The 19,008-nt window shown below is 72.7% G+C and carries 16 protein-coding genes; 6 read left to right on the forward strand and 10 right to left on the reverse strand.

What is annotated here, in order from left to right; translation table 11 throughout:
• Positions 1-349 precede the first annotated feature (349 nt).
• Positions 350-913: a DUF3618 domain-containing protein gene (locus ACFWEE_RS01440; protein WP_386885343.1), complete on the forward strand. Its 564-nt coding sequence runs from the start codon at positions 350-352 to the stop codon at positions 911-913.
• A gap of 77 nt (positions 914-990) precedes the next feature.
• Here the strand turns inward: ACFWEE_RS01440 and ACFWEE_RS01445 are convergent, their stop codons facing one another.
• Both ACFWEE_RS01445 and ACFWEE_RS01450 read right to left on the reverse strand, forming a co-directional pair.
• Complete coding sequence (locus ACFWEE_RS01445; protein WP_386885345.1) at positions 991-3,018, reverse strand: PA14 domain-containing protein; 2,028 nt, start codon at positions 3,016-3,018, stop codon at positions 991-993.
• Between the two features lie 120 nt (positions 3,019-3,138).
• Positions 3,139-4,026, reverse strand: a complete 888-nt coding sequence (locus ACFWEE_RS01450) for a D-alanyl-D-alanine carboxypeptidase family protein (RefSeq protein ID WP_386885347.1) — start codon at positions 4,024-4,026, stop codon at positions 3,139-3,141.
• A 277-nt stretch (positions 4,027-4,303) separates the two neighbouring features.
• Here ACFWEE_RS01450 and ACFWEE_RS01455 point away from each other — a divergent pair, with 277 nt between their 5' ends.
• Both ACFWEE_RS01455 and ACFWEE_RS01460 read left to right on the forward strand, forming a co-directional pair.
• Positions 4,304-4,987, forward strand: coding sequence for a GntR family transcriptional regulator (locus tag ACFWEE_RS01455; protein WP_386885349.1), 684 nt, complete (start codon positions 4,304-4,306; stop codon positions 4,985-4,987).
• Entirely contained in the window at positions 4,984-6,291 is a 1,308-nt protein-coding gene (locus ACFWEE_RS01460; protein ID WP_386885351.1) for a nitrate/nitrite transporter, read from the forward strand. Before ACFWEE_RS01455 ends, ACFWEE_RS01460 begins: the two co-directional genes overlap by 4 nt.
• Positions 6,292-6,327: 36 nt before the next feature.
• Here ACFWEE_RS01460 and ACFWEE_RS01465 read toward each other — a convergent pair whose 3' ends face one another.
• Positions 6,328-7,803 carry an MFS transporter gene (locus ACFWEE_RS01465; protein WP_386885352.1) on the reverse strand — a complete coding sequence of 492 codons (1,476 nt, stop codon included), beginning with the start codon at positions 7,801-7,803 and terminating at the stop codon, positions 6,328-6,330.
• Positions 7,804-7,919: 116 nt separating this feature from the next.
• Between ACFWEE_RS01465 and ACFWEE_RS01470 the strand changes: the two genes are divergently transcribed.
• Complete coding sequence (locus ACFWEE_RS01470) at positions 7,920-8,483, forward strand: TetR/AcrR family transcriptional regulator (RefSeq protein WP_386885353.1); 564 nt, start codon at positions 7,920-7,922, stop codon at positions 8,481-8,483.
• Between the two features lie 19 nt (positions 8,484-8,502).
• Here the strand turns inward: ACFWEE_RS01470 and ACFWEE_RS01475 are convergent, their stop codons facing one another.
• Positions 8,503-9,327 (reverse strand): maleylpyruvate isomerase family mycothiol-dependent enzyme, encoded by an 825-nt coding sequence (locus tag ACFWEE_RS01475; protein WP_386885355.1) that lies wholly within the window; start codon positions 9,325-9,327, stop codon positions 8,503-8,505.
• A 210-nt stretch (positions 9,328-9,537) separates the two neighbouring features.
• Here ACFWEE_RS01475 and ACFWEE_RS01480 point away from each other — a divergent pair, with 210 nt between their 5' ends.
• Positions 9,538-10,350, forward strand: coding sequence for a carbon-nitrogen family hydrolase (locus ACFWEE_RS01480; protein ID WP_386885357.1), 813 nt, complete (start codon positions 9,538-9,540; stop codon positions 10,348-10,350).
• Between the two features lie 64 nt (positions 10,351-10,414).
• Here ACFWEE_RS01480 and ACFWEE_RS01485 read toward each other — a convergent pair whose 3' ends face one another.
• Both ACFWEE_RS01485 and ACFWEE_RS01490 read right to left on the reverse strand, forming a co-directional pair.
• Positions 10,415-10,915 (reverse strand): LURP-one-related/scramblase family protein, encoded by a 501-nt coding sequence (locus ACFWEE_RS01485; RefSeq protein WP_386885359.1) that lies wholly within the window; start codon positions 10,913-10,915, stop codon positions 10,415-10,417.
• A gap of 127 nt (positions 10,916-11,042) precedes the next feature.
• Positions 11,043-11,321 carry a hypothetical protein gene (locus ACFWEE_RS01490; RefSeq protein ID WP_386885360.1) on the reverse strand — a complete coding sequence of 93 codons (279 nt, stop codon included), beginning with the start codon at positions 11,319-11,321 and terminating at the stop codon, positions 11,043-11,045.
• Positions 11,322-11,386: 65 nt separating this feature from the next.
• Between ACFWEE_RS01490 and ACFWEE_RS01495 the strand changes: the two genes are divergently transcribed.
• A complete protein-coding gene (locus ACFWEE_RS01495; protein WP_386885361.1) occupies positions 11,387-13,234 on the forward strand; it encodes an NHL domain-containing thioredoxin family protein in 1,848 nt (615 codons plus the stop codon).
• 73 nt (positions 13,235-13,307) lie between these two features.
• Here the strand turns inward: ACFWEE_RS01495 and ACFWEE_RS01500 are convergent, their stop codons facing one another.
• The 4 genes from ACFWEE_RS01500 to ACFWEE_RS01515 form a co-directional block, all read right to left on the reverse strand.
• Entirely contained in the window at positions 13,308-14,015 is a 708-nt protein-coding gene (locus tag ACFWEE_RS01500) for a DUF4232 domain-containing protein (RefSeq protein ID WP_386885362.1), read from the reverse strand.
• A gap of 270 nt (positions 14,016-14,285) precedes the next feature.
• Positions 14,286-17,096 (reverse strand): BTAD domain-containing putative transcriptional regulator, encoded by a 2,811-nt coding sequence (locus ACFWEE_RS01505; protein ID WP_386885364.1) that lies wholly within the window; start codon positions 17,094-17,096, stop codon positions 14,286-14,288.
• 254 nt (positions 17,097-17,350) lie between these two features.
• Positions 17,351-17,572, reverse strand: a complete 222-nt coding sequence (locus tag ACFWEE_RS01510; RefSeq protein WP_386885365.1) for a DUF6458 family protein — start codon at positions 17,570-17,572, stop codon at positions 17,351-17,353.
• A gap of 102 nt (positions 17,573-17,674) precedes the next feature.
• On the reverse strand, positions 17,675-18,982 hold the full coding sequence (locus ACFWEE_RS01515; protein WP_386885367.1) for a M18 family aminopeptidase: 1,308 nt from the start codon (positions 18,980-18,982) through the stop codon (positions 17,675-17,677).
• Positions 18,983-19,008: the final 26 nt, after the last annotated feature.

Genomic DNA, 19,008 nt, shown 5'->3' on the forward strand with positions numbered 1-19,008 from the left:
GCGCATACGGCGCGCCGTGGGGGGTACGCGCGATATGGCCCATTCATGACAATCCAGTGTTGTGCGGCGCGTGGTTCCTCCCTTCCGGGTACCGCGCCGCGGGGAAGGCGGCGAACGGCCATGAGCACGGTTGAACACCCTTCCGGGCCGCACGTTCGCGGGAACGGGGCCCGTACCGGCATCGGCGGACCGGACGGCGCCAGGAGCGCACCGGCGGACGCGTCCCGGGCACGGCCGGCCTGGCCCTGAAGGGCAAGAAGGCGATAGCCCTGGCCACTCCCCCCAAGCCCGAGCGGGCCATCGACGACGTCAAGGCCGACACGGCAGAGATCAAGGAGAAGGCGCACCGATGAACGACATGCCCCAGTCCCGGTCTTCGCACGACGAATCCCCGACCCCCGAGGAGTCGCGGGCGAAGGCGGAGGCGACGCGCGAGCAGCTCGGACAGACCGTCGAAGCCCTGGCGGCCAAGGCGGACGTGAAGGCACAGGTCCAGCGGAAGGCCGAGGACGCCAAGGTCCATGCCCAGGCCACGGCGGACCAGGCCAGGGTCCAGGCACGGCTGGCGGCGATGGATGCCAAGGTCCAGATGCGGGAGAAGGCCGCCGACGCCCGGACCCAGGGGCGGGAGAAGGCGGCGTCGGCCAGGGACCGGGCCGCCCGGATCGCCCGGGGCGCGCGGGAGAAGCTTCCGCCGCCGGTGGTGGACAAGGCGGTGCGCACCAAGGACCGGATCGGCGCGGTCGCCACGTCCCTTGCCGCGAGGGTCGAGGAGAAGACCCCGGACGCGTTCGCGGAGCGGGCCGGGCGTGCCCAGCGGGCGGTCGGCCGCCGACGCGGCGCGCTGCTCGCCGGGGCCGCAGGCGCGCTGGTGCTTGTGGTGGTGAGGAAGCGCCGCGCCGGAAAACGCTGAGGTGTTCTCGGCCGAGGGGCCCCGCGCGATCCTTCGCGCGGGGCCCCTCGGGGTGTCCGTACCGTCCGGTGGTCAGCTCACGCGGCCGGGGCCAGCACCACGTAGGCGGTGCCGGGAACGGAGGCGGTGCCGTCGGCGTAGAGGGCGGTCACGCGGTAGAAGTGCGTGGTGCCCGCGACGGCGGTGCGGTCGGTGACGGAGGTGGCGCCGTACGGGGACGGGGCGTCCGGGATGGCCTCGTAGGCCCCGGTGACCGGGTTCCAGCGCTCGACCGTGTAGCCGGTGGCGTCCCCGGCCGACTGCCAGTCGAGCAGGACGCCGCCGGTGAGGACGGGCGTGCCGGTGACGGTGACCGGGGAGCCCTCGGGGGTCGCGACCGTGGGGGTCAGGTCCCGCTCGGTGACGGTCACGACGGGGTTGATCTCGGGGTCCACCATGCTGTGGTTGTTGGACTGGTCCTCGACGTCGACGAAGTAGCAGCGTTCCTCACCGTCGGGGAGCCGGACGTCGCGGTAGGAGGTGACGGTGGGGCCGACGTACTCGGACGACACCGCGTAGCAGACCGAGGTGCCCTCTTCCTCGTCGGTGACCAGCTCACCGATCAGGACGCGCTGGCGCTTGATGTCGGGCTCGCTGCCGACGTGCCAGCGCAGCTCGACGCCGTAGTCGGTCGCCTCGGCGGCCAGGTCGGTGACCGGCGCGGGGGGCGTGGTGTCGGCGGTGAGCGTGGTGGTGGTGACGGTCGGGGAGGCCACGGACTCCTTCGACTTGCTGTCGAACGCCTTCACCGCGTAGTGGTACGTGGTGCCGGCCGCCGGGAAGCTGTCGGTGCAGGTGTACTGGCGGCGGCCGTCCGCGAGCAGCTTCGACGTGGTGGTGCACCGGGCGAGCTCCGCCGTCGCGTCCAGAGGCAGGCTCTTCGAGCGGTAGACGTGGTAGTCGTACACCGAGCCGTCGGCGCTCTCCTTGATCCACGTGAGGGTGACCGAGGTGATGGCCGGTCGCGCGGTGACCTCGTGCGGCGCGGCGACGAGGCGGTACGCGGCGGCCGGCGGGTTGTTCGCGGCGGTGTAAGCGGAGGTGCGGCCCGCGCCGTCCACGGCGGCGACCCGGTACTGCCACACGGTGGAGCGGGTGACGGCGGTGTCGGTGAAGGAGGTGCCCGTCACGCTCTTGGTGACGGTGGTGTTGTTGCCGGTGCGGATCAGCGCGTAGTGGGTCGCGCCCGCCACCGGCTTCCACGTCACCGTGATGCCGGCGTCCGTGCCCGTCGCGGCGAGGCCGGTCGGGGTGGTCATCAGCGGCGAGACCACGGGGACGTCGGCCGAGCCGGTGGAGACGTTCCCGGCCTTGTCGACGGCGCGGACCTCGTAGTAATAGGTCTTGCCGGGCTCGGGGTTGAGGCCGGTGTAGCTGGTGGCCCCGCCCGCGGCGACCTGGGTGTACGTGGTGGTGCCGGCCAGGCGGCGGTAGATCCGGTACCCGGCGAGGTCCATCTCCACGCTCGCCGGATAGGTCATCTTCACCTTGCCGGACGCGGTGTCGTGGACGGCCTTCACGCCGGTGGGCGTGCGCGGCTTGACCTTGTCGTACGTCTTCGACGTGCGGGGCGCGTAGCCGAACTTGACGTTGGCGGCGCCCGTCCAGTTCACGTAGTCCACGCGCAGGGTGTGCTTGCCGGACGGGATGGTGAGGTTGACCGACTTCGACACGGTGGCCGAGCCGTTCTTCCAGATGTCGATCTTCCGCACGCCGTCGAGGTAGACCCGCACGCCGTCGCGCGCCGAGGCGGCGAGGGTGAAGGGGCCGCCGCCGCCGAAGTCGCGGGTGACGGAGTAGCGGACGGCGAAGTTGTCCTTCGGCAGACCGGATATGGGTGCGTTGCTGCCCCAGTTCTGGTCCATCGCGTTGTCGCAGTCGGTCTTCTTCGGCGTCCCGGCGAACGTGGTGTTCGCGTAGTAGGTGCGCGTGAAGTAGTTCGTCTTGCAGACCACCGTGGCCGCCGCCGCCGGAGTGGCGCCGATGGCCGAGAGCAGCGTGCAGGAGGTCGCCGCGACGGAGAGGGCCGCGACGGAGCGGAGCCGTACGCGGGAAGGGGGTGTCACGTGAGGAGGCCCTTTCGGACAAGGGTCGTGGAGCACAGCGGGAGTGGAGCGGGAAGGGGCCCGGTGCGCGGAGCGCGCGCGGTCCGGACCCCTCCCGTGGCACTGGTGCGGTGCCGTGGACTACTTCTTGAAGCCGTAGTCCAGGAGCTTCTTGACGTCGGTCGTGCGGGTGGCCTCGGAGGTGGAGGCCAGGACGGCGCCGATCACCGTCTTGCCGTTGCGGGTCGCGGCGAAGACCAGGCAGTACTTGGCGTTGCTGCCGGAGCCGGTCTTGATGCCGATCATGCCGCTGTAACTGCTCAGCAGCTTGTTGGTGTTGGTCCACGACATGTAGCGGTAGCCACCGCTCTTCGTGATGACCTTCTGCTTCGTCGACTTCGTCTTGACGAGGGCGCGGAAGGTCGAGTTCTTCATGGCGCTGCTGGCGATCTTCGTCAGGTCGCGCGGGGTCGAGTAGTTCGCGCCATTGCTTATGCCGTCGAACGAGTCGAAGTGCGTGTTCTTCAGGCCGAGGGCCTTCGCGTCGGCGTTCATCTTGCCGAGGAAGGACTTCACCCGGGCCGCGCGGGTCGTGCCGGTACCGAACTTGTCGGCCAGCGCGTACGCCGCGTCGCAGCCGGACGGCAGCATCAGGCCGTACAGCAGCTGGCGCACGGTGACCTTGTCGCCGACGATCAGGTGCGCGGAGGAGGCGCCCTTGGCGACGATGTAGTCGCTGTACGCCTTCTGGATCGTGACGGTGCTGTTCAGGTTGAGGTTCTTCTGCGCCAGCACCACCTTGGCGGTCATGATCTTGGTGGTGGACCCGGTGGCGCGACGGGTGTCGGCGCCCTTGGAGTAGAGGGTCGCGGCGTTGGCGTTGTTCATCACGAACCCGCCGGGCGCGACGACGGTGGGCGTCGGGACCGTGGCCGCCTGCGCGGTGGTGGCGAGCGCCCCACCGGCGATGACGGCACCGGCCGTCAGGGTTACGGTCGCCGCGACGGACGTGCGACGAATGCCCCTCATGCGGATCTTCAAGATAAATGCTCCAAATGCCACTGGAATGCGACTGCATGGGAGCCGCTGATGGTGAGACTCCTGAGACGGCCGCTTGGATGTGCTGGCGCCGGGGCGCGTTTGAGCGGCGTGCGGAGCGCTGCGCATCGTAACGCGCGTCGCCGACAGCCAGGTCGCCCCTGAGGCGGGCGTTTCTCCTGGTACGGGAGAGGCCCACGGGTTCACCGTGGCGTCCGGATCACGGACGGCTCCCCCCATGCGTCCATGTTGTATCTATGCTGTGCGCATGCCTGCCGCACCTCCCGCATCCCCTGCTGCCCACCGGGCGGAACCCAAACCGCCCCCCGCCGCCGAACGCGTCTACTCCCACGTCAAGGAAGCGGTACTCGACCGCCGTTACGAAGGCGGGACGCTCCTCACCGAAGGCGACCTCGCCGAGGCCGTCGGCGTCTCCCGGACCCCCGTGCGCGAGGCGCTGCTCCGCCTCGAAGTCGAAGGGCTGATCAAGCTCTACCCGAAGAAGGGCGCGCTCGTCCTCGCGGTCTCCGCCCAGGAGATCGCCGACGTCATCGAAACCCGGCTGCTCGTCGAGGAGTTCGCCGCCCGCAAGGCGGTGCCGGCCTCCCCCCGCCTGATCGGCAGGCTCGAAGAGCTGCTGGCCGAACAGGCCACCCTCGCGCGGGCCGGGGACCTGGCCGCCGTCTCCGTCGCCGACCGCTGCTTCCACGCCGAGATCGTGCGCAACGCGGGCAACCAGATCCTCTCCCGCCTCTACGACCAGCTCCGCGACCGGCAGTTGAGGATGGGCGTCGCCGTGATGGAGGCGCACCCCGGCAGGATCGCCACCAACATCACCGAGCACACGGAGCTGTTGGAAGCCATTCGATCGGGTGATGCCGAGGCCGCGGCGGAGGTCGTCCGGCGGCACGTCGGCCGGGTCAGGGTGCTGGTGCGGGGTGAGGACCGATGAGTTCCGCCGGTGCGCCCGCCCTCTCGCTGCCCGGAGACCCGCCCGGCGGCCGACGGGCCGTGTGGATCTGGGGCATCGGGGTCGCCGTCTACTTCGTCGCGATCATCTTCCGTACGAGCCTGGGCGTCGCCGGACTCGACGCCGCCGCGCGGTTCGACGTCAACGCCTCCGCCCTGTCGACCTTCTCCATCCTCCAGCTGCTCGTGTACGCGGGGATGCAGATACCCGTCGGCCTGCTGGTCGACCGGCTCGGCACCAAGAAGGTCCTCGGGCTCGGTGCGATCCTCTTTACCGCGGGCCAGCTCGGCTTCGCGCTCTCCCCGTCCTACGGCACCGCGCTCGCCTCGCGCGCCCTGCTCGGCTGCGGCGACGCCATGACGTTCATCAGCGTGCTGCGGCTCGGCAGCCGGTGGTTCCCGGCCCGGCGCGGACCGCTGATCGGGCAGGTCGCCGCCCTCTTCGGGATGGCGGGCAACCTCGTCTCCACCCTTTTCATCGCCCGCGCCCTGCACGGCTTCGGCTGGACGAAGACCTTCGTCGGCAGCTCGATGGCGGGCGTGCTGGTGCTCGTCCTGATGCTGCTCTTCCTGAAGGACCACCCCGAGGGCCACGAGCCCCCGCCCGTGGAGCACGCGGGCGCCGCGTACGTACGCCGCCAGATCGCCGCCTGCTGGCGGGAGCCCGGCACCCGGCTCGGGATGTGGGTCCACTTCACCACGCAGTTCCCGGCGATGGTGTTCCTGCTGCTGTGGGGGCTGCCGTTCCTCGTGGAGGACCAGGGGCTGAGCCGGGGCACCGCCGGAAGCCTGCTCACGCTGGTGGTGCTGGCGAACATGTCGGTGGGCCTCGTCTACGGCCAGGTCATCGCCCGCCACCACGCGGCCCGGCTCCCGCTCGCCCTCGGCACGGTCGGGGCGACGGCGGTGCTCTGGGCGGCCACGATCTTCCACCCCGGGCACGCGCCGATGTGGCTGCTGATCGTGTTGTGCGTGGTGCTGGGCGCCTGCGGCCCCGCGTCGATGATCGGCTTCGACTTCGGCCGGCCCGCCAACCCGCCCGAGCGCCAGGGCACCGCCTCCGGCATCGTCAACATGGGCGGCTTCATCGCCTCGATGACCACGCTGTTCCTGGTCGGGGTGCTGCTCGACGCGACCGGCGACGACTACACGATCGCGTTCTCCTCGGTGTTTCTTCTGGAGGCGCTCGGTCTCGTACAGATCCTGCGGCTGCGGAAGCGCGCGGCGGCCCGGGAGCGCGAGCACCACGTGGTCAGCCGGGTGGAGGCGGTGCACGTACCGGTGTGAGTCTCCCCGGCCGGTGCGGGTGCCGGTGGCGACCGGTCACCCGGTGGCGCCGGTGGCCCGGCGGGCGCGGGCCCGTACGAACCCCCAGGCGACGAGGGCGGCGGCCAGGACGGTGAGCGCGAGGCCCGCGACCGTGGCGGCCCGCTGGAACTCCGCGGTCTGCCGGGCGGTCCAGTGCGCGTCGGCGACGGAGCCGGTGAACAGCGCGGCGAGGACCGTACCGGCGATCGCGACGGCGGTGCCGGAGCTGACCTCGGACGCGGTGTCGACGAGGGCCGCGCCGGTCGTGGTCCGGTTCTCGGGCAGCCCGCGGAGCACGTTGACCCCGGCGACGACTCCGACCACCCGCATCCCGGCGGCCACCAGCACCAGGGCGAGCGCGACCCACCCGTAGCCGTACCCGCCCAGCAGGGAGTGGACGGCGAGCCCGGCGACCACCGCCGACGCGCTGAGCCGGGCGGCCCGTTCGAGCCCGGCCCGCTCCACGAACGGCCGGACGAACACGCCGCCCGCGACCAGCACCACCACCTGCGGCAGCATCCCGAGGGCCGCCTGGCCGGGCGACCAGCCCCAGTCGAGCTGGAGCCGCAGCGTCACCAGATAGCCGAGCCCGGCGGTCGCCAGCCCGGCCGCCGCCTTGAACGCCAGGCCGCTCGACACCAGCGGCGCGGCGAGCAGCCGGAGGTCGAGGAGCGGGTGGCGCGCCGACCGCTCGCGCAGGACGAACAGCACCGCCCCCGCCGCGACCACCGCCGAGGCCGCCCACGGGGCCCAGGAGCCGGTGCCCCGTTCCACGAAGAGCGTCGGCGCGAGGAGCGCCGCCACGATCGTCGCCGTACCGAGCGCCGCTCCGGCCGCGTCCACCGGATCGCGGTGGAGCTCCGCCGCCCCGTCGGGCGCGATGCCCCGGCGTATGCCCAGGAACGCGAGCGCGGCCACCGGCACGTTCACCAGCAGCAGCACCTGCCACGGCGCGACCGCGAGGACGAAACCGCCCGCCGCCGGTCCGACCGCGAGCCCCGCCAGGCCCACGGTGGAGATCAGGGTGGTCGCCCGTACGCGCAGCCCGTCGTCGTCGAACAGCCGGAAGGCGAGGGCCATCGAACCCGGCGTGGTCATCGCCGCCGCGACCCCCGTCACCGCGCGGACCGCGATCAGCTGCCCCGGGGTGGTGACGCACGCGGTCGCCAGACTCGCGACGCCCAGCAGCACCAGGCCGGTGAGCATCACCCGCCGCCGCCCGAACCGGTCGGCCACCGCGCCGGACGCGAGCATCAGCCCGCCGAACACCACCGCGTAGACCCCGGTCACCCACTGGAGCGCGGTGGTCGAGGCGTGCGTCTGCCGCCCGATCGTGGGGAGCGCGACGTTCAGGACCGAGTTGTCCAGCATCTCGACGAGGAACACCGCCGACAGCCCGGTCAGCGCGGGCCACGCCTCGCGGAGCGAGCGGGGGGACGGGGCTTTCGCGGGGGGCGCGGTCTTGGCCCCGGGCCCGTGGTGCGTACGCAAGGACGACGACCGCCTAAGATATAGAGTCCTATCTTACGGAGCTCAGCGTAGGGCGCCGAAATAAGATAGGCAAATGTATCTAACCGGCTCTGGGGCACGACCTTCAAGGAGACGAGATGGCCGAGCGGCGACGCGGACCGGCGCTGGAGAAGGCACTCCTCGACGCCGCCTGGGAAGAACTCACGGCCAACGGCTATGCCCGGTTCACCATGGACGCCGTCGTCCAGCGCGCGGGCACCAGCCCGCCCGTCCTCTACCGCCGCTGGTCCGACCGCGACGCCCTCGTCCGGGCCACCCTCCAGCACGTCATGAAGGGCGCCCTCCTCGACGTCCCCGACACGGGGAGCCTGCGCGGGGACGTGCTCACCCTCATGCGCGAGATCAACGCCACCCGCGTCGAACTCGTCACCGTCATGAGCGTGCAACTCGCCGACTACCACCGGGCCACCGGCCCCGGTGCCCCGCACGCCCCCCTCACCAGCGGGCGCGAGGAAGCCGTCGACGTGCTCTACGAACGTGCCGTCCGGCGCGGCGAGGCCCGGCCGGAACGCCTCACCGACCGCGTCAGGTCACTCCCCTTCGACCTGCTGCGCCACGAACTCCTCACGACCTTCGCCCCGGTCCCGGACGACGTGCTCGAAGAGATCGTCGACACCGTCTTCCTGCCGCTGGTCCGCTGACGCACCCCCCCCGGAGCCCTTACGGGGTCACGGCGAACCGGTGCAGGATCGCCGCCGCCAGGTCCTCGTCGCCCTCGACCTTGATCCGGTCCGCGACGGCCGACGGGCGCACCCGCCCGCAGGCCAGCCGGTAGTACGTCTCCCAGTCCATCGCCAGCGTCACGGCGGGGCCCAGCGACGGCGAACCGTCGATCGAGCCGCGCCCCTCCGCGTCCACCCGGACCGTACGGAGGAACTCCAGAGGCCCCTGGACGTCGAGCACCACGGCCGAGTTCGGCGGGGCCCCGGCGTCCTTGGCGACGACCTTCGGCAGCGCCTCCAGCAGGGTGTCGCGGACGATGTGGGCGCCCGGGGAGTCGAGGTTGCCGGGCTGCCCGAGCGCCGTACGCAGGTCCTGCTCGTGCACCCACACGTCGAAGGCCCGCATGTGCAGGGCGACTTCGAGGGTCTGCTCGGCCCCCAGGGGCGCCCGGACCGTCGTCTCGGGCGCGCGCGACTCGTTCCGCAGCTGCCGGGAGCGGCGGATGATCGTGTACTCCAGCTCCGAAGTCATCTCGGGCGAGGTGTGGTGGCGCCGTACGTCGACCTGCATCTCCATGTACCGCGCCATGTCGCTCTGCACGTGGTAGAGATCGCGCGGCAGCGTGTGGATGGGCCGCGGGTCGCCGAGCTGCTCGCACTCCATGCCGATGATGTGCGACACGATGTCGCGCACCGACCAGGCGGGGCACGGCGTACGGAGATTCCAGTCCCCCTCGGCGAGCGGCAGCACCAGCTCCGTTATCGCCTCGATGGAGTGGGTCCAGGCGTCGGCGTAGGGCTGGAGGCTGGGATGGACGGTCACGGGACCCCTCGTGCGGTTCTTCGGTGCGTGGGCTGGAGAGCAGGGCGTGCGGGCGGGTGGGCTGGCACTGACGGCGCTGTCTGCGAGCTGCGTGGGAGGTTCGTTCCTTCGGAAAGTTCCAAGTTACGCTGCGATCAGGCACCCCGGCAGTGCTTTCGTGTGACGATCGTAGGCCGGTGTTGACGGCTCGAATGCCAGGACGGTGGTACTGTGCGCGCCTCTCTGATCCAGATCGCGGTAAACCCGGACGAACCCGTCAATCACCGCAGAGCGAGGGCGGCTTCGCTCGTGGTCGGCGAGGCGTCAGGTCCACATCCGGCCGACCTGGTGGTCCTCCCCGAACTCTGGCCGGTCGGCGCCTTCGCCTTCACCCGGTTCGCCGACGAGGCCGAACCCCTCGAAGGCCCCACCCACGAGGTGATGTCCCGCGCGGCGGCCGAAGCGGGCGTCTGGCTGCACGCCGGATCCTTCGTCGAACGCGCCGAGGACGGCACCCTCTACAACACCTCCCTCGTCCTCGACCCCCGGGGCGAACGCGTCGCCGCCTACCGCAAGATTCACCGCTTCGGCTTCGACCAGGGCGAAGCGACCCTGATGGGCGCCGGAGACACCCTCGTCACCGTCCCCCTCCCGGACACCACCCTGGGCCTCGCCACCTGCTACGACCTCCGCTTCCCCGAACTCTTCCGGGGCCTCGTCGACGCCGGGGCCCAGACCCTCGTCGTCCCCGCCGGATGGCCCGAACGCCGCCGCGCCCACTGGACCCTCCTCGCCCGGGCCCGCGCCGTCGAGAACCAGGCGTACGTCCTCGCCGTCGGCACCGCCGGCACCCACGCCGACGTCCCCCAGGCGGGCCACACCCTCGCGGTCGACCCGTGGGGCGAAGTCCTCGCCGAGGCGGGGGCGGACGAGGAGATCCTGCGGGTGGAGTTCGACCCCGCGAAGGTGGAGAAGACCCGGTCGCAGTTCCCGGCGCTGAAGGACCGTCGGCTGGGGGTGGAGCGGCCGGGGACGGAGGGGTGAGGGGCGGTTCAGAACCTGATCGCGGTGATGAGGTCCGTCGTACCCGTCCCGGTCTCGCGCCCCCTCAGTCGTCCCCCTTGTCGTGGTCCTTCTCCGCCAGCACGATCACGCACATCGCGACCGCGATCAGCAGCGAGGCGTCGGCGTCCTCGCGGACGATGTCGATGCCGTACGTGTCGCGGACACTGAGCCACCGCCGGGAGATCTGGGCCAGCAGCTCACCGTCGTAGTCGACGGCGAACTCGCGGTCCAGGATCTTGCCGCTGACGTCGAGTTCGGTGCCGTCGGCCATGGTGACGCGGTAGTGGTTGCGGAGCAGCGACAGGTGCTTCTTCCTGACCCGGGCCAGCTCTTCGCCCTCGCGCTCGATGATCATCGTGTCGCGGACGCTGATCAGCTTCTGCCGCAGCTCCACGAGGACCCGGCCGTTCGCGTCCTTCAGCTCGAAGGTGTCGCGTACCCGCATGGCCTTGCCGTCGACGAGGAACACCTTGCGGCCCTCGGTGTCCTCGATCCAGTAGTCGTCGCCGATGGCGAACAGTCGCTCGCGTACGAGAAGTCTCATGGAGCACAGGTTCCCGGAGCCGTGCACGGAATGCATGGGGGCGCGCGAGGTGCCGTCGTCGTGCGGGCGTGGCCGGTAATGCCGGGGGGTGGCGGGCCCTTGTCCGCCCGCCACGCCTCCTGCCCCCTCAGTCGCCCACCTGGTGCTCCACCCGGTGGCGGATGTAGTCGTCCGGATGGGAACGGGCTATCGCCACCGCGGCGTCCACCAGGCCGTGAAGCCCGGGGGGTTGCGCCGACTTCCGCAGCGCCAGACCGGGGAGCAGGCTGCGTCGGACGTCGAGGTGTTCGTTCTCCACGAACTCCCGCAGCGCGGTCCTGTTCCATGCGGCCACCACGACCGGGTCCTCGGCGAAGGCGTCGGGACGCGTCGCCGGTCCGGAGCCCACCGCCTCGACACGGGGCATCTTCGGTGGCATGGCCGTCCACACGTGCGTGTCCGGCATTTCTACACGGGTGGCACCCTTGAGGCATGAACGATGCCGTCCCGGCGCCCACCCCCGCGCCCCACCGTGCCCGTGTCCGCGCCCCCGAGCTCATCGGCAAGGGCGGCTGGCTCAACACGGGTGGCCAGCAGTACACCCTTGCTGACCTGCGAGGACGTATCGTCGTCCTCGATTTCTGGACCTTCTGCTGTGTGAACTGCCTGCACGTCCTCGACGAGCTGCGCGAGCTGGAGGAGAAGCACCGCGACACCGTGGTGATCATCGGCGTGCACTCGCCGAAGTTCGTGCACGAGGCGGAGCACAGGGCCGTGGTGGACGCCGTGGAGCGGTACGAGGTGCACCACCCGGTGCTCGACGACCCGGAGCTCGCGACGTGGAAGCAGTACGCGGTCCGCGCCTGGCCGACGCTCGTGGTCATCGACCCCGAGGGTTACGTCGTCGCCCAGCACGCCGGTGAGGGCCACGCCCACGCCATCGCGAAGCTGGTGGACGAGCTGGAGGCCGAGCACGCGGCGAAGGGCACCCTGCGGCGCGGGGACGGCCCGTACGTGGCGCCCGAGCCGGTCGCGACCCACCTGCGGTTCCCCGGCAAGGCGCTGCTGCTGCCCGACGGCGGCTTCCTGGTCTCGGACACCACCCGCCACCGGCTGGTCGAGCTGGAGGCGGACGGCGAGACCGTGCGCGGCCACTACGGCACCGGCGAGCGCGGCTTCACCGACGGCGGCCGGGACGAGGTGCGGTTCAGCGAGCCGCAGGGACTCGCGGTGCTGCCGGACGGCCGGATCGCCGTCGCCGACACCGTCAACCACGCGCTGCGCGCCCTGGACCTCTCCACCGGCCGCACGGTGACGCTCGCCGGTACCGGCAACCAGTGGTGGCAGGGGTCCGCGACCTCCGGTCCGGCGCGCGAGGTGGACCTCTCCTCGCCGTGGGACATCGCCTGGTTCGGCGACCGCCTCTGGATCGCCATGGCGGGCGTGCACCAGCTGTGGACGTACGACCCCGGGGCCGGAACGGTCCAGGTCGCGGCGGGCACCACCAACGAAGGCCTCGTCGACGGCCCGGCGGCCGAGGCGTGGTTCGCGCAGCCGTCCGGTCTCGCGGCCTCCGTCGACGGGGAGCGGCTGTGGATCGCCGACTCCGAGACCTCGGCGCTGCGCTTCGTGGACCGCGCGGGCGTGGTGACCACGGCCGTGGGCACCGGGCTCTTCGACTTCGGGCACCGGGACGGGGCGGCGGACCAGGCGCTGTTCCAGCACCCGCTGGGCGTCACCGCGCTGCCGGACGGCTCGGTCGCGATCTCGGACACGTACAACAACGCGCTGCGCCGCTTCGACCCGGCGAGCGGCGAGGTGACGACGCTCGCGACCGATCTGCGGGAGCCGAGCGACGCCGTGCTGGTCGACGGCGACCTGGTGGTCGTGGAGTCGGCGCGGCACCGGCTGACCCGGCTGCGGCTGCCCGAGGAGGCCCTGCGGGTCGACGGCGGCGCGCACCGCACCCAGCGCGCGGCCACCGAGGTCGCCGCCGGAAGCCTCCGCCTGGACGTGATCTTCCAGGCACCGGCCGGTCAGAAGCTCGACCTGCGCTACGGCCCCTCCACCCGGCTGCTGGTCTCCTCGACCCCGCCGGAGCTGCTGGCCGAGGGTTCGGGCTCGGGCACGGACCTCTTCCGCGACCTGGTGCTCGCGGACGGGGTCACCGAGGGCATCCTGCACGTCTCGGCGATGGCCGCGTCCTGCGACGACGACCCGGCGAACGAGTACCCGGCCTGCCACGTCCACCAGCAGGACTGGGGCGTACCGGTCGTGGTGACGGCGGACGGCGTGGCCCGGCTGCCGCTGGTGCTCGCGGGCATGGACGAGCAGGGCTGACGCGCCGGATCGTGTCGGACGCGGACGCCGGGCCGGGGACATCCCCGGCCCGGCGTCCGCGTGGAACGGGCGCTCAGAACTCGTCGGCGCCGTTGCGCAGTTCGGGCGTCCAGTAGCCGGTCGCCCACTTCGCGGGGTCGACGGCGATCCCGCCGGACTGCGGGGCCTTCACGGTGGCCATGCCGGCGCCGCCGGGGAAGGTGATGGTGAAGTCCTCCGCCGTTTTGACCTCCTCGTCCGTGCCGCCGTCCGAGAGCCGCACCACCGCGTAGGCGGGAGCACCGGCGGTGAGGACGACCGCTTCGGCGGGCTTGCTCTTGGCGACCGCCGGGGCGGCGCCGAGGGCGTTCTCCAGGAACCGGATCTCCGGGAAGCCCGGCATCAGGCAGCTCTGTCCCGAGGTGTTCTTCGCGGTCAGCACGATGTGGGTGTAGGGCGGGCCGTCCTGGACCTCGGCGCTGATCGCGAGGGTCTTGGTGGTGCAGGCGGGGGTGCCCGCGGAGGTTCCGGTTCCGCCGCCCGCGGTCGTCCCCGTACCGGTGGCCCGGGCCGTACCGGTGCTCTTGGCCGTGCCGACGCTCTGCGCGGAGCCCGGGTCCGCCGTGGGGTCGGCGGGGGTGGCGGGCTTCGCCGAGCCGCTCAGTACCGTACCGGCGGACTCCGTGCCGGCGGACTTCGTGGCGGAGTCGGTGTCGTCGCAGGCGGTGAGCGTCAGGGAGAGCGCGGCGGTGGCCGCGGCGACGAGGACGGTGGTGCGGGTGCGGAAGGCGGATGTACGCATGGAGGTTCCCCCGGGAGCGGTGAGGCGACGGCGTGCCGGCGGAGGCCGTAACGCGGTGAGCTGCTGACATCTCCGAGTCTGGGACCCGTCGCTGACGTTCCGCTGGTGTCCTGCTGACGTCCCGCTGACGTTCCGCGCCCACGGGCCGCAGCCGCGCTGGAGCGGTTCTCCTCACGGTCGTCGCGGCCCCCGTGCCTGCCCTCCCGCCCGCGCGTCGGCCCGTCGTACGCCCGTCGCCGCTCAGCTCGGGGCGACCAGGGCCGGGGCGGCTCAGCCCGCGTCGGCGAGCCTGCGCAGGGCCAGCTCGTGCCGTATCCGGTGGTCCGCCCGTGCCGAGACCCGCAGCAGGACCTCCAGGGCGCGCACCGCACCCTCGTCGTATCCGGCGCGTTCCGCTTCTTCGGCCGCCCGGTCCAGCAGCAGGATGCCCCCGTCCTCCTCGCCGAGGGCCAGACGAGCCTCGCCCGCGACGGCGAGGAGCAGGGAGCGGCGGGCGGCCTCCTGCTGTTCCGGGCCCAGGTCCAGTGCCGCACGCGCGGTCGCCAGGGCGGCGGCGGGCCGGTCGGCCCCCAGCTGCAAGCGGGCGAGGTGCTGCAGGGCGAGCGTCTCCGTGTGCAGGTCGCCCTCCTCCCGGGCCAGCACGACGGCCCGTTCGCAGCTTTCCAGGGCCGTATCGGCCCCGCCCCGACCGGCCAGGACGACTGCCAGGTTGATGAGGGCCGTCGCCTCGCCCAGCCGGTCACCGGCCTGCCGGGCGAGGCCCGGTGAGCGCTCCAGGAGGTCGGCCGCCTCGGCGGTCCTGCCCTCCTCCACCAGCACCCAGCCCAGCAGGTTCAGTACCCGCGACTCGGCGTACGGGTCCCGCTGCGCCCGCGCGGAGTCCAGCGCCAGCTCCAGCAGGGGGGCCCAGCTGTCCCGTACCCGCCAGACCACCTGCGGCCACTGGAGCAGGATGATCCGCCAGGCCCGGTCGTGCAGGCCGGCCTCCCTGGCCGCGACGGCGGCCCGCGCCAGGTCGTCCCGTTCGGCCGCCAGCCAGCGCATCGCCGCGGCCCGGTCGGCGAAATCCCGTACGGCGGAGGGGCGGTGGTAGTCCTCGGGCAGGACGAAGCAGGGCTCGCCGCCGGGCTCCGCGGCCTCGGAGGCGGCGAGGGCGGTGGCGATGCAGTGGTCGAGGACGCGGATCAGGGCCTCCGGCCCGGCCGCCGGGTCGAGATCCCGGGCGTACAGGCGCACCAGGTCGTGCAACACCCAGTGCCCCGGCGCGGTCTCGGTCGCGAGGTGCGCGGAGCCGAGCCGTTCGAGGGCGGCCGAGGCGGCGGACGGACCGGTGCCGGCGAGCGCCGCGCAGGTGTACGGGTCGAAGTGGCCGCCGGGATGGTGGCCGAGCCGGGCCAGCAAGTGGACCGCCTCCGGTGGAAGGTGCTGGGCGGTCAGCCGGAGAGCGGCCGAGACTCCGATGTCGTCCACGTCGAGGCGGGCGAGCCGGCCGCGTTCGTCGGCGAGTTCCTCGGCCATTCCGGCGAGGGTCCGCTGCGGCCGGCCGGCCAGCCGGGCGGCCGTGACCCGCAGGGCGAGCGGGAGTCCTCCGCAGAGTTCGGCCAGGCGGTGGGCGGCCACGGGTTCGGCGCGGACCCTCTCCTCGCCGAGGACCCCGGCGAGCAGGGCCGTGCCGTCCCGGGGTTCCAGCGTGTCGAGCGGGACGGGCCGGGCGGCGTCCGAGGCGATGAGGCCCTCCAGCCGGTGGCGGCTGGTGACGACCGTGACGCAGTCGGTCCCACCGGGGAGCAGGGCGCGGACGGTGGCGGAGTCGCGGGCGTTGTCGAGGATCACGAGCAGTCGGCGCCGCTCGGTCAGGGAGCGGAAGAGCGCCGCCGCCGCGGTGGCGGACTCCGGGACGCGGCGCGGTGCCACGCCGAGGGCGAGCAGGAACTCGCGGAGGACGTCGACCGGTGCGGGCTCGCCCGTCTCGCTGAACCCGCGCAGGTCGGCGAAGAGGCGCCCGTCCGGGAACGCCGCGGGGTTGTGGTGCGCCCACTGGACGGCCAGCGAGGTCTTGCCCACCCCGGCCGGTCCGGTGACCAGGCACACCGGCGCCTCGCCCGCGGCGGCCCGGGTGAGCGCGGCCAGTTCGGCGGTACGCCCCTGGAATCCGCGGGGGGCGCGCGGCAGCAGATCGGTCGGGTGCGGGGCGGCCGACGGGTGCGGTACCGGCGCCGGGGCCGGAGGGGATGCGGGGAGCGTGGCTCCGGACCTCGGGGGCACCGGGCCGCCGGGCGCCGCGCCCGCGGCACCGGTCGCCTCCGCCTCCCGGCGGCTCGCGGGGGGCGCGGCGGGCCCGGGATCGCCACGCAGGATCAGCGCGTAGGCGTCCGCCAGCTCGCGGCCGGGGTCGATGCCCAGCTCGTCGGCGAGCAGCCGCCTCGTGCGGTGGAACCAGTCCAGGGCCTCGGACTGGCGCCCCGCCCGGTACAGCGCCAGGACCAGGGCCGCGGACAGGGACTCCCGCAACGGCTGGGCCGCGGCTTCCGCCCGCAGGAGCGTGGCGGCCCGGTGGTGCTCGCCGAGGTTCCCGTAGGCGCGGGCCAGCTCCTCCACCGTGGCCAGCCGGGATTCCTCCAGGGTGTGCGCCGCGGCCTGCAGCGGAGGCCCGGCGAGCGCCCCGCTGAGAGCGGGGCCCTGCCACAACGCGAGGGCGTCCTTGAGCATGAGGACGGAGTCGGTGGCGCTGCGCTGCTGCCGGGCCAGCATCAGGAGCTCCTCGAACCGCTGCGAGTCCAGCAGGGTTTCGGAAGCGCGCAGGACGTAGGCGTCGCCGAGGGTGAGCAGTTCCACGCCGTACACCGCGGCCTCCGCGTCCACCAGCAGGGCGCGGAGGCGTGAGACGTGTCCCTGGATGACGCTGCGGGCGTGCGGCGGGGGTACGTCGTCCCACAGGGACTCCGTCAACCGGGCGACCGGGACGGGTGTGTTGACCGACAGCAGCAGGGCGGCCAGCAGGCTGCGCCGCTTCGCGGGGCCGAGCGGCAGCGGTCCTCGGTGGGTGTCGACGGAGACCGCGCCGAGCAGCCGGAACTCCACGGGCGGCTTCCTTCCGGGCGGTACGCACCCGGGGTGGGGGCCCGGACCGGAAGCCAGGATATCGGGGCCTCGGCCGGGGGCCGCCGTTCGGGCCGTGCCGGGCAGCGGGCCCGCGGCCCGCGTGCCCGTCCGGTCCGGACGAGAGAACCCGGCCGGGGCTGCGGCAGTGCCGCGTACGTCCCGCTCGGGCCCGCGCGTTCACCCGGGGGACCGGCCGCCGCGTGCGCGCGTGCGGAGGGCCGGTCCCCGTCGGGTCACGGGTAGCGGCGCTCGTCCTCCGAGACGACCGTGGTGGTGGGCGGCACGATCATGCGGCGCCGCCGCGCGATGCTCATGTAGGCGAAGACCCCGACGAGGCCGACGAGCATCATGATCCAGCCGACCAGGTCGACGTTGACGGTGTCGATCTGCCAGTCGGTGGCGAACGCCAGTACCGCGCCGGCACCGATCAGGAGAATGCATCCTCCGAGTCCCATGATTCCCGCCTCCTCGACGACCCGGTGACTCCGGGCCGGTGTACGGATCGCGTACCCGGCCCGGCGTCAACCATGTCGGCGCAGGGGCCCGATGACTCGGTGTCAGCCTGCCAGGAACTCGGTCAGGGCGTTGGCCAGCAGGAACGGGTCGTCGGCGCCGCAGAGTTCGCGGGCGCTGTGCATCGACAGGATCGCCACACCGATGTCGACGGTCCGGATTCCGTGGCGGGCGGCGGTGATCGGGCCGATCGTGGTGCCGCAGGACACCGAGTTGTTGGAGACGAACGTCTGCATCGGCACGCCCGCCCGCTCGCAGGCGGTGGCGAAGACGGAGCGGCCGTTGCCGTCGGTCGCGTACCGCATGTTGACGTTGACCTTCAGGATCGGACCGCCGTTGACGACCGGGTGGTGCGTCGGGTCGTGGCGCTCCGCGTAGTTGGGGTGGATCGCGTGGCCGGTGTCGGAGGAGACGCAGACGGTTCCGGCGAAGGCGCGGGCCCGGTCCTCGTAACCGCCGCCCCGGGCGTACACCGAGCGCTCCATGACGGTGCCGAGCAGCGGGCCGTCGGCGCCGGTGTCGGACTGGGAGCCGTTCTCCTCGTGGTCGAAGGCGGCGAGCACCGGGATGTACGGGAGCGCGGTGCCCTCGGAGGCGTGGCGCCGGGCGACGGCGGCCAGGGCCGCGGCACCGGCGTGCACCGAGATCAGGTTGTCCATCCGGGGACCGGCCACCAGCTCCTCGTCGCGGCCCAGGTAGGACGGCTTCTCGACGGCGTGCGCCATCAGGTCCCAGCCGGTCACGTCCTCCGGGTCGACGCCCGCCTCCTCGGCGACGAACCGGATGAGGTCGCCCTCCGCCACCTTGCCCAGGCCCCAGATCGGCTGCATGTGCTTCTGGCGGTCCAGCTTCAGGCCGTCGTTGGCCGAGCGGTCGAGGTGGACGGCGAGCTGCGGGACGCGCAGCAGCGGGCGGTCGACCGAGGCGAGCACGTCGGTGCCGTCGCGCAGCGAGAGCCGGCCCGCGATGCCGAGGTCCCGGTCGAGCCAGGTGTTGAGCAGGGTCCCGCCGTAGATCTCCACGGCGACCTGGCGCCAGCCGTGCGCGCCGGTGTCGGGCAGCGGCTTGACCCGCAGGTTGGGCGAGTCGGTGTGGGCGCCGACGACACGGAACGGGGTGTGGGGGGACGCGCCCTCGGGGACGTACCAGGCGATGATGGCGCCGCCGCGCAGGACGTACTTCCCGCCGCTCGTCGCGTCCCAGGCCGCGGTCTCCTCGACCTGCCGGAACCCCGCCTTCTCCAGAAGGGCGGCGGTGTTGGCCACTGCGTGGTACGGCGACGGGCTGGCGGCCAGGAAGGACATCAGGTCATCGGTGTGGGACCTGTCGAAAGCGTGGGAGGAGGAACTCATGTTCTTCACTGTAACGACGCGTGTTG

This window comes from Streptomyces sp. NPDC060184, assembly GCF_042728795.1.
In the GTDB taxonomy this organism is placed as follows: domain Bacteria; phylum Actinomycetota; class Actinomycetes; order Streptomycetales; family Streptomycetaceae; genus Streptomyces.

Bases quoted from the DNA above. Each gene is read 5' to 3' on its own strand.
- ACFWEE_RS01470 (WP_386885353.1), top strand. From the start codon at position 7,920: ATGGCCGAGCGGCGACGCGGACCGGCGCTGGAGAAGGCACTCCTCGAC.
- ACFWEE_RS01495 (WP_386885361.1), top strand. From the start codon at position 11,387: ATGAACGATGCCGTCCCGGCGCCCACCCCCGCGCCCCACCGTGCCCGT.
- ACFWEE_RS01510 (WP_386885365.1), bottom strand. From the start codon at position 17,572: ATGGGACTCGGAGGATGCATTCTCCTGATCGGTGCCGGCGCGGTACTG.
- ACFWEE_RS01515 (WP_386885367.1), bottom strand. From the start codon at position 18,982: ATGAGTTCCTCCTCCCACGCTTTCGACAGGTCCCACACCGATGACCTG.
- ACFWEE_RS01455 (WP_386885349.1), top strand. From the start codon at position 4,304: ATGCCTGCCGCACCTCCCGCATCCCCTGCTGCCCACCGGGCGGAACCC.
- ACFWEE_RS01460 (WP_386885351.1), top strand. From the start codon at position 4,984: ATGAGTTCCGCCGGTGCGCCCGCCCTCTCGCTGCCCGGAGACCCGCCC.
- ACFWEE_RS01440 (WP_386885343.1), top strand. From the start codon at position 350: ATGAACGACATGCCCCAGTCCCGGTCTTCGCACGACGAATCCCCGACC.
- ACFWEE_RS01490 (WP_386885360.1), bottom strand. From the start codon at position 11,321: ATGCCCCGTGTCGAGGCGGTGGGCTCCGGACCGGCGACGCGTCCCGAC.
- ACFWEE_RS01450 (WP_386885347.1), bottom strand. From the start codon at position 4,026: ATGAGGGGCATTCGTCGCACGTCCGTCGCGGCGACCGTAACCCTGACG.
- ACFWEE_RS01485 (WP_386885359.1), bottom strand. From the start codon at position 10,915: ATGAGACTTCTCGTACGCGAGCGACTGTTCGCCATCGGCGACGACTAC.
- ACFWEE_RS01500 (WP_386885362.1), bottom strand. From the start codon at position 14,015: ATGCGTACATCCGCCTTCCGCACCCGCACCACCGTCCTCGTCGCCGCG.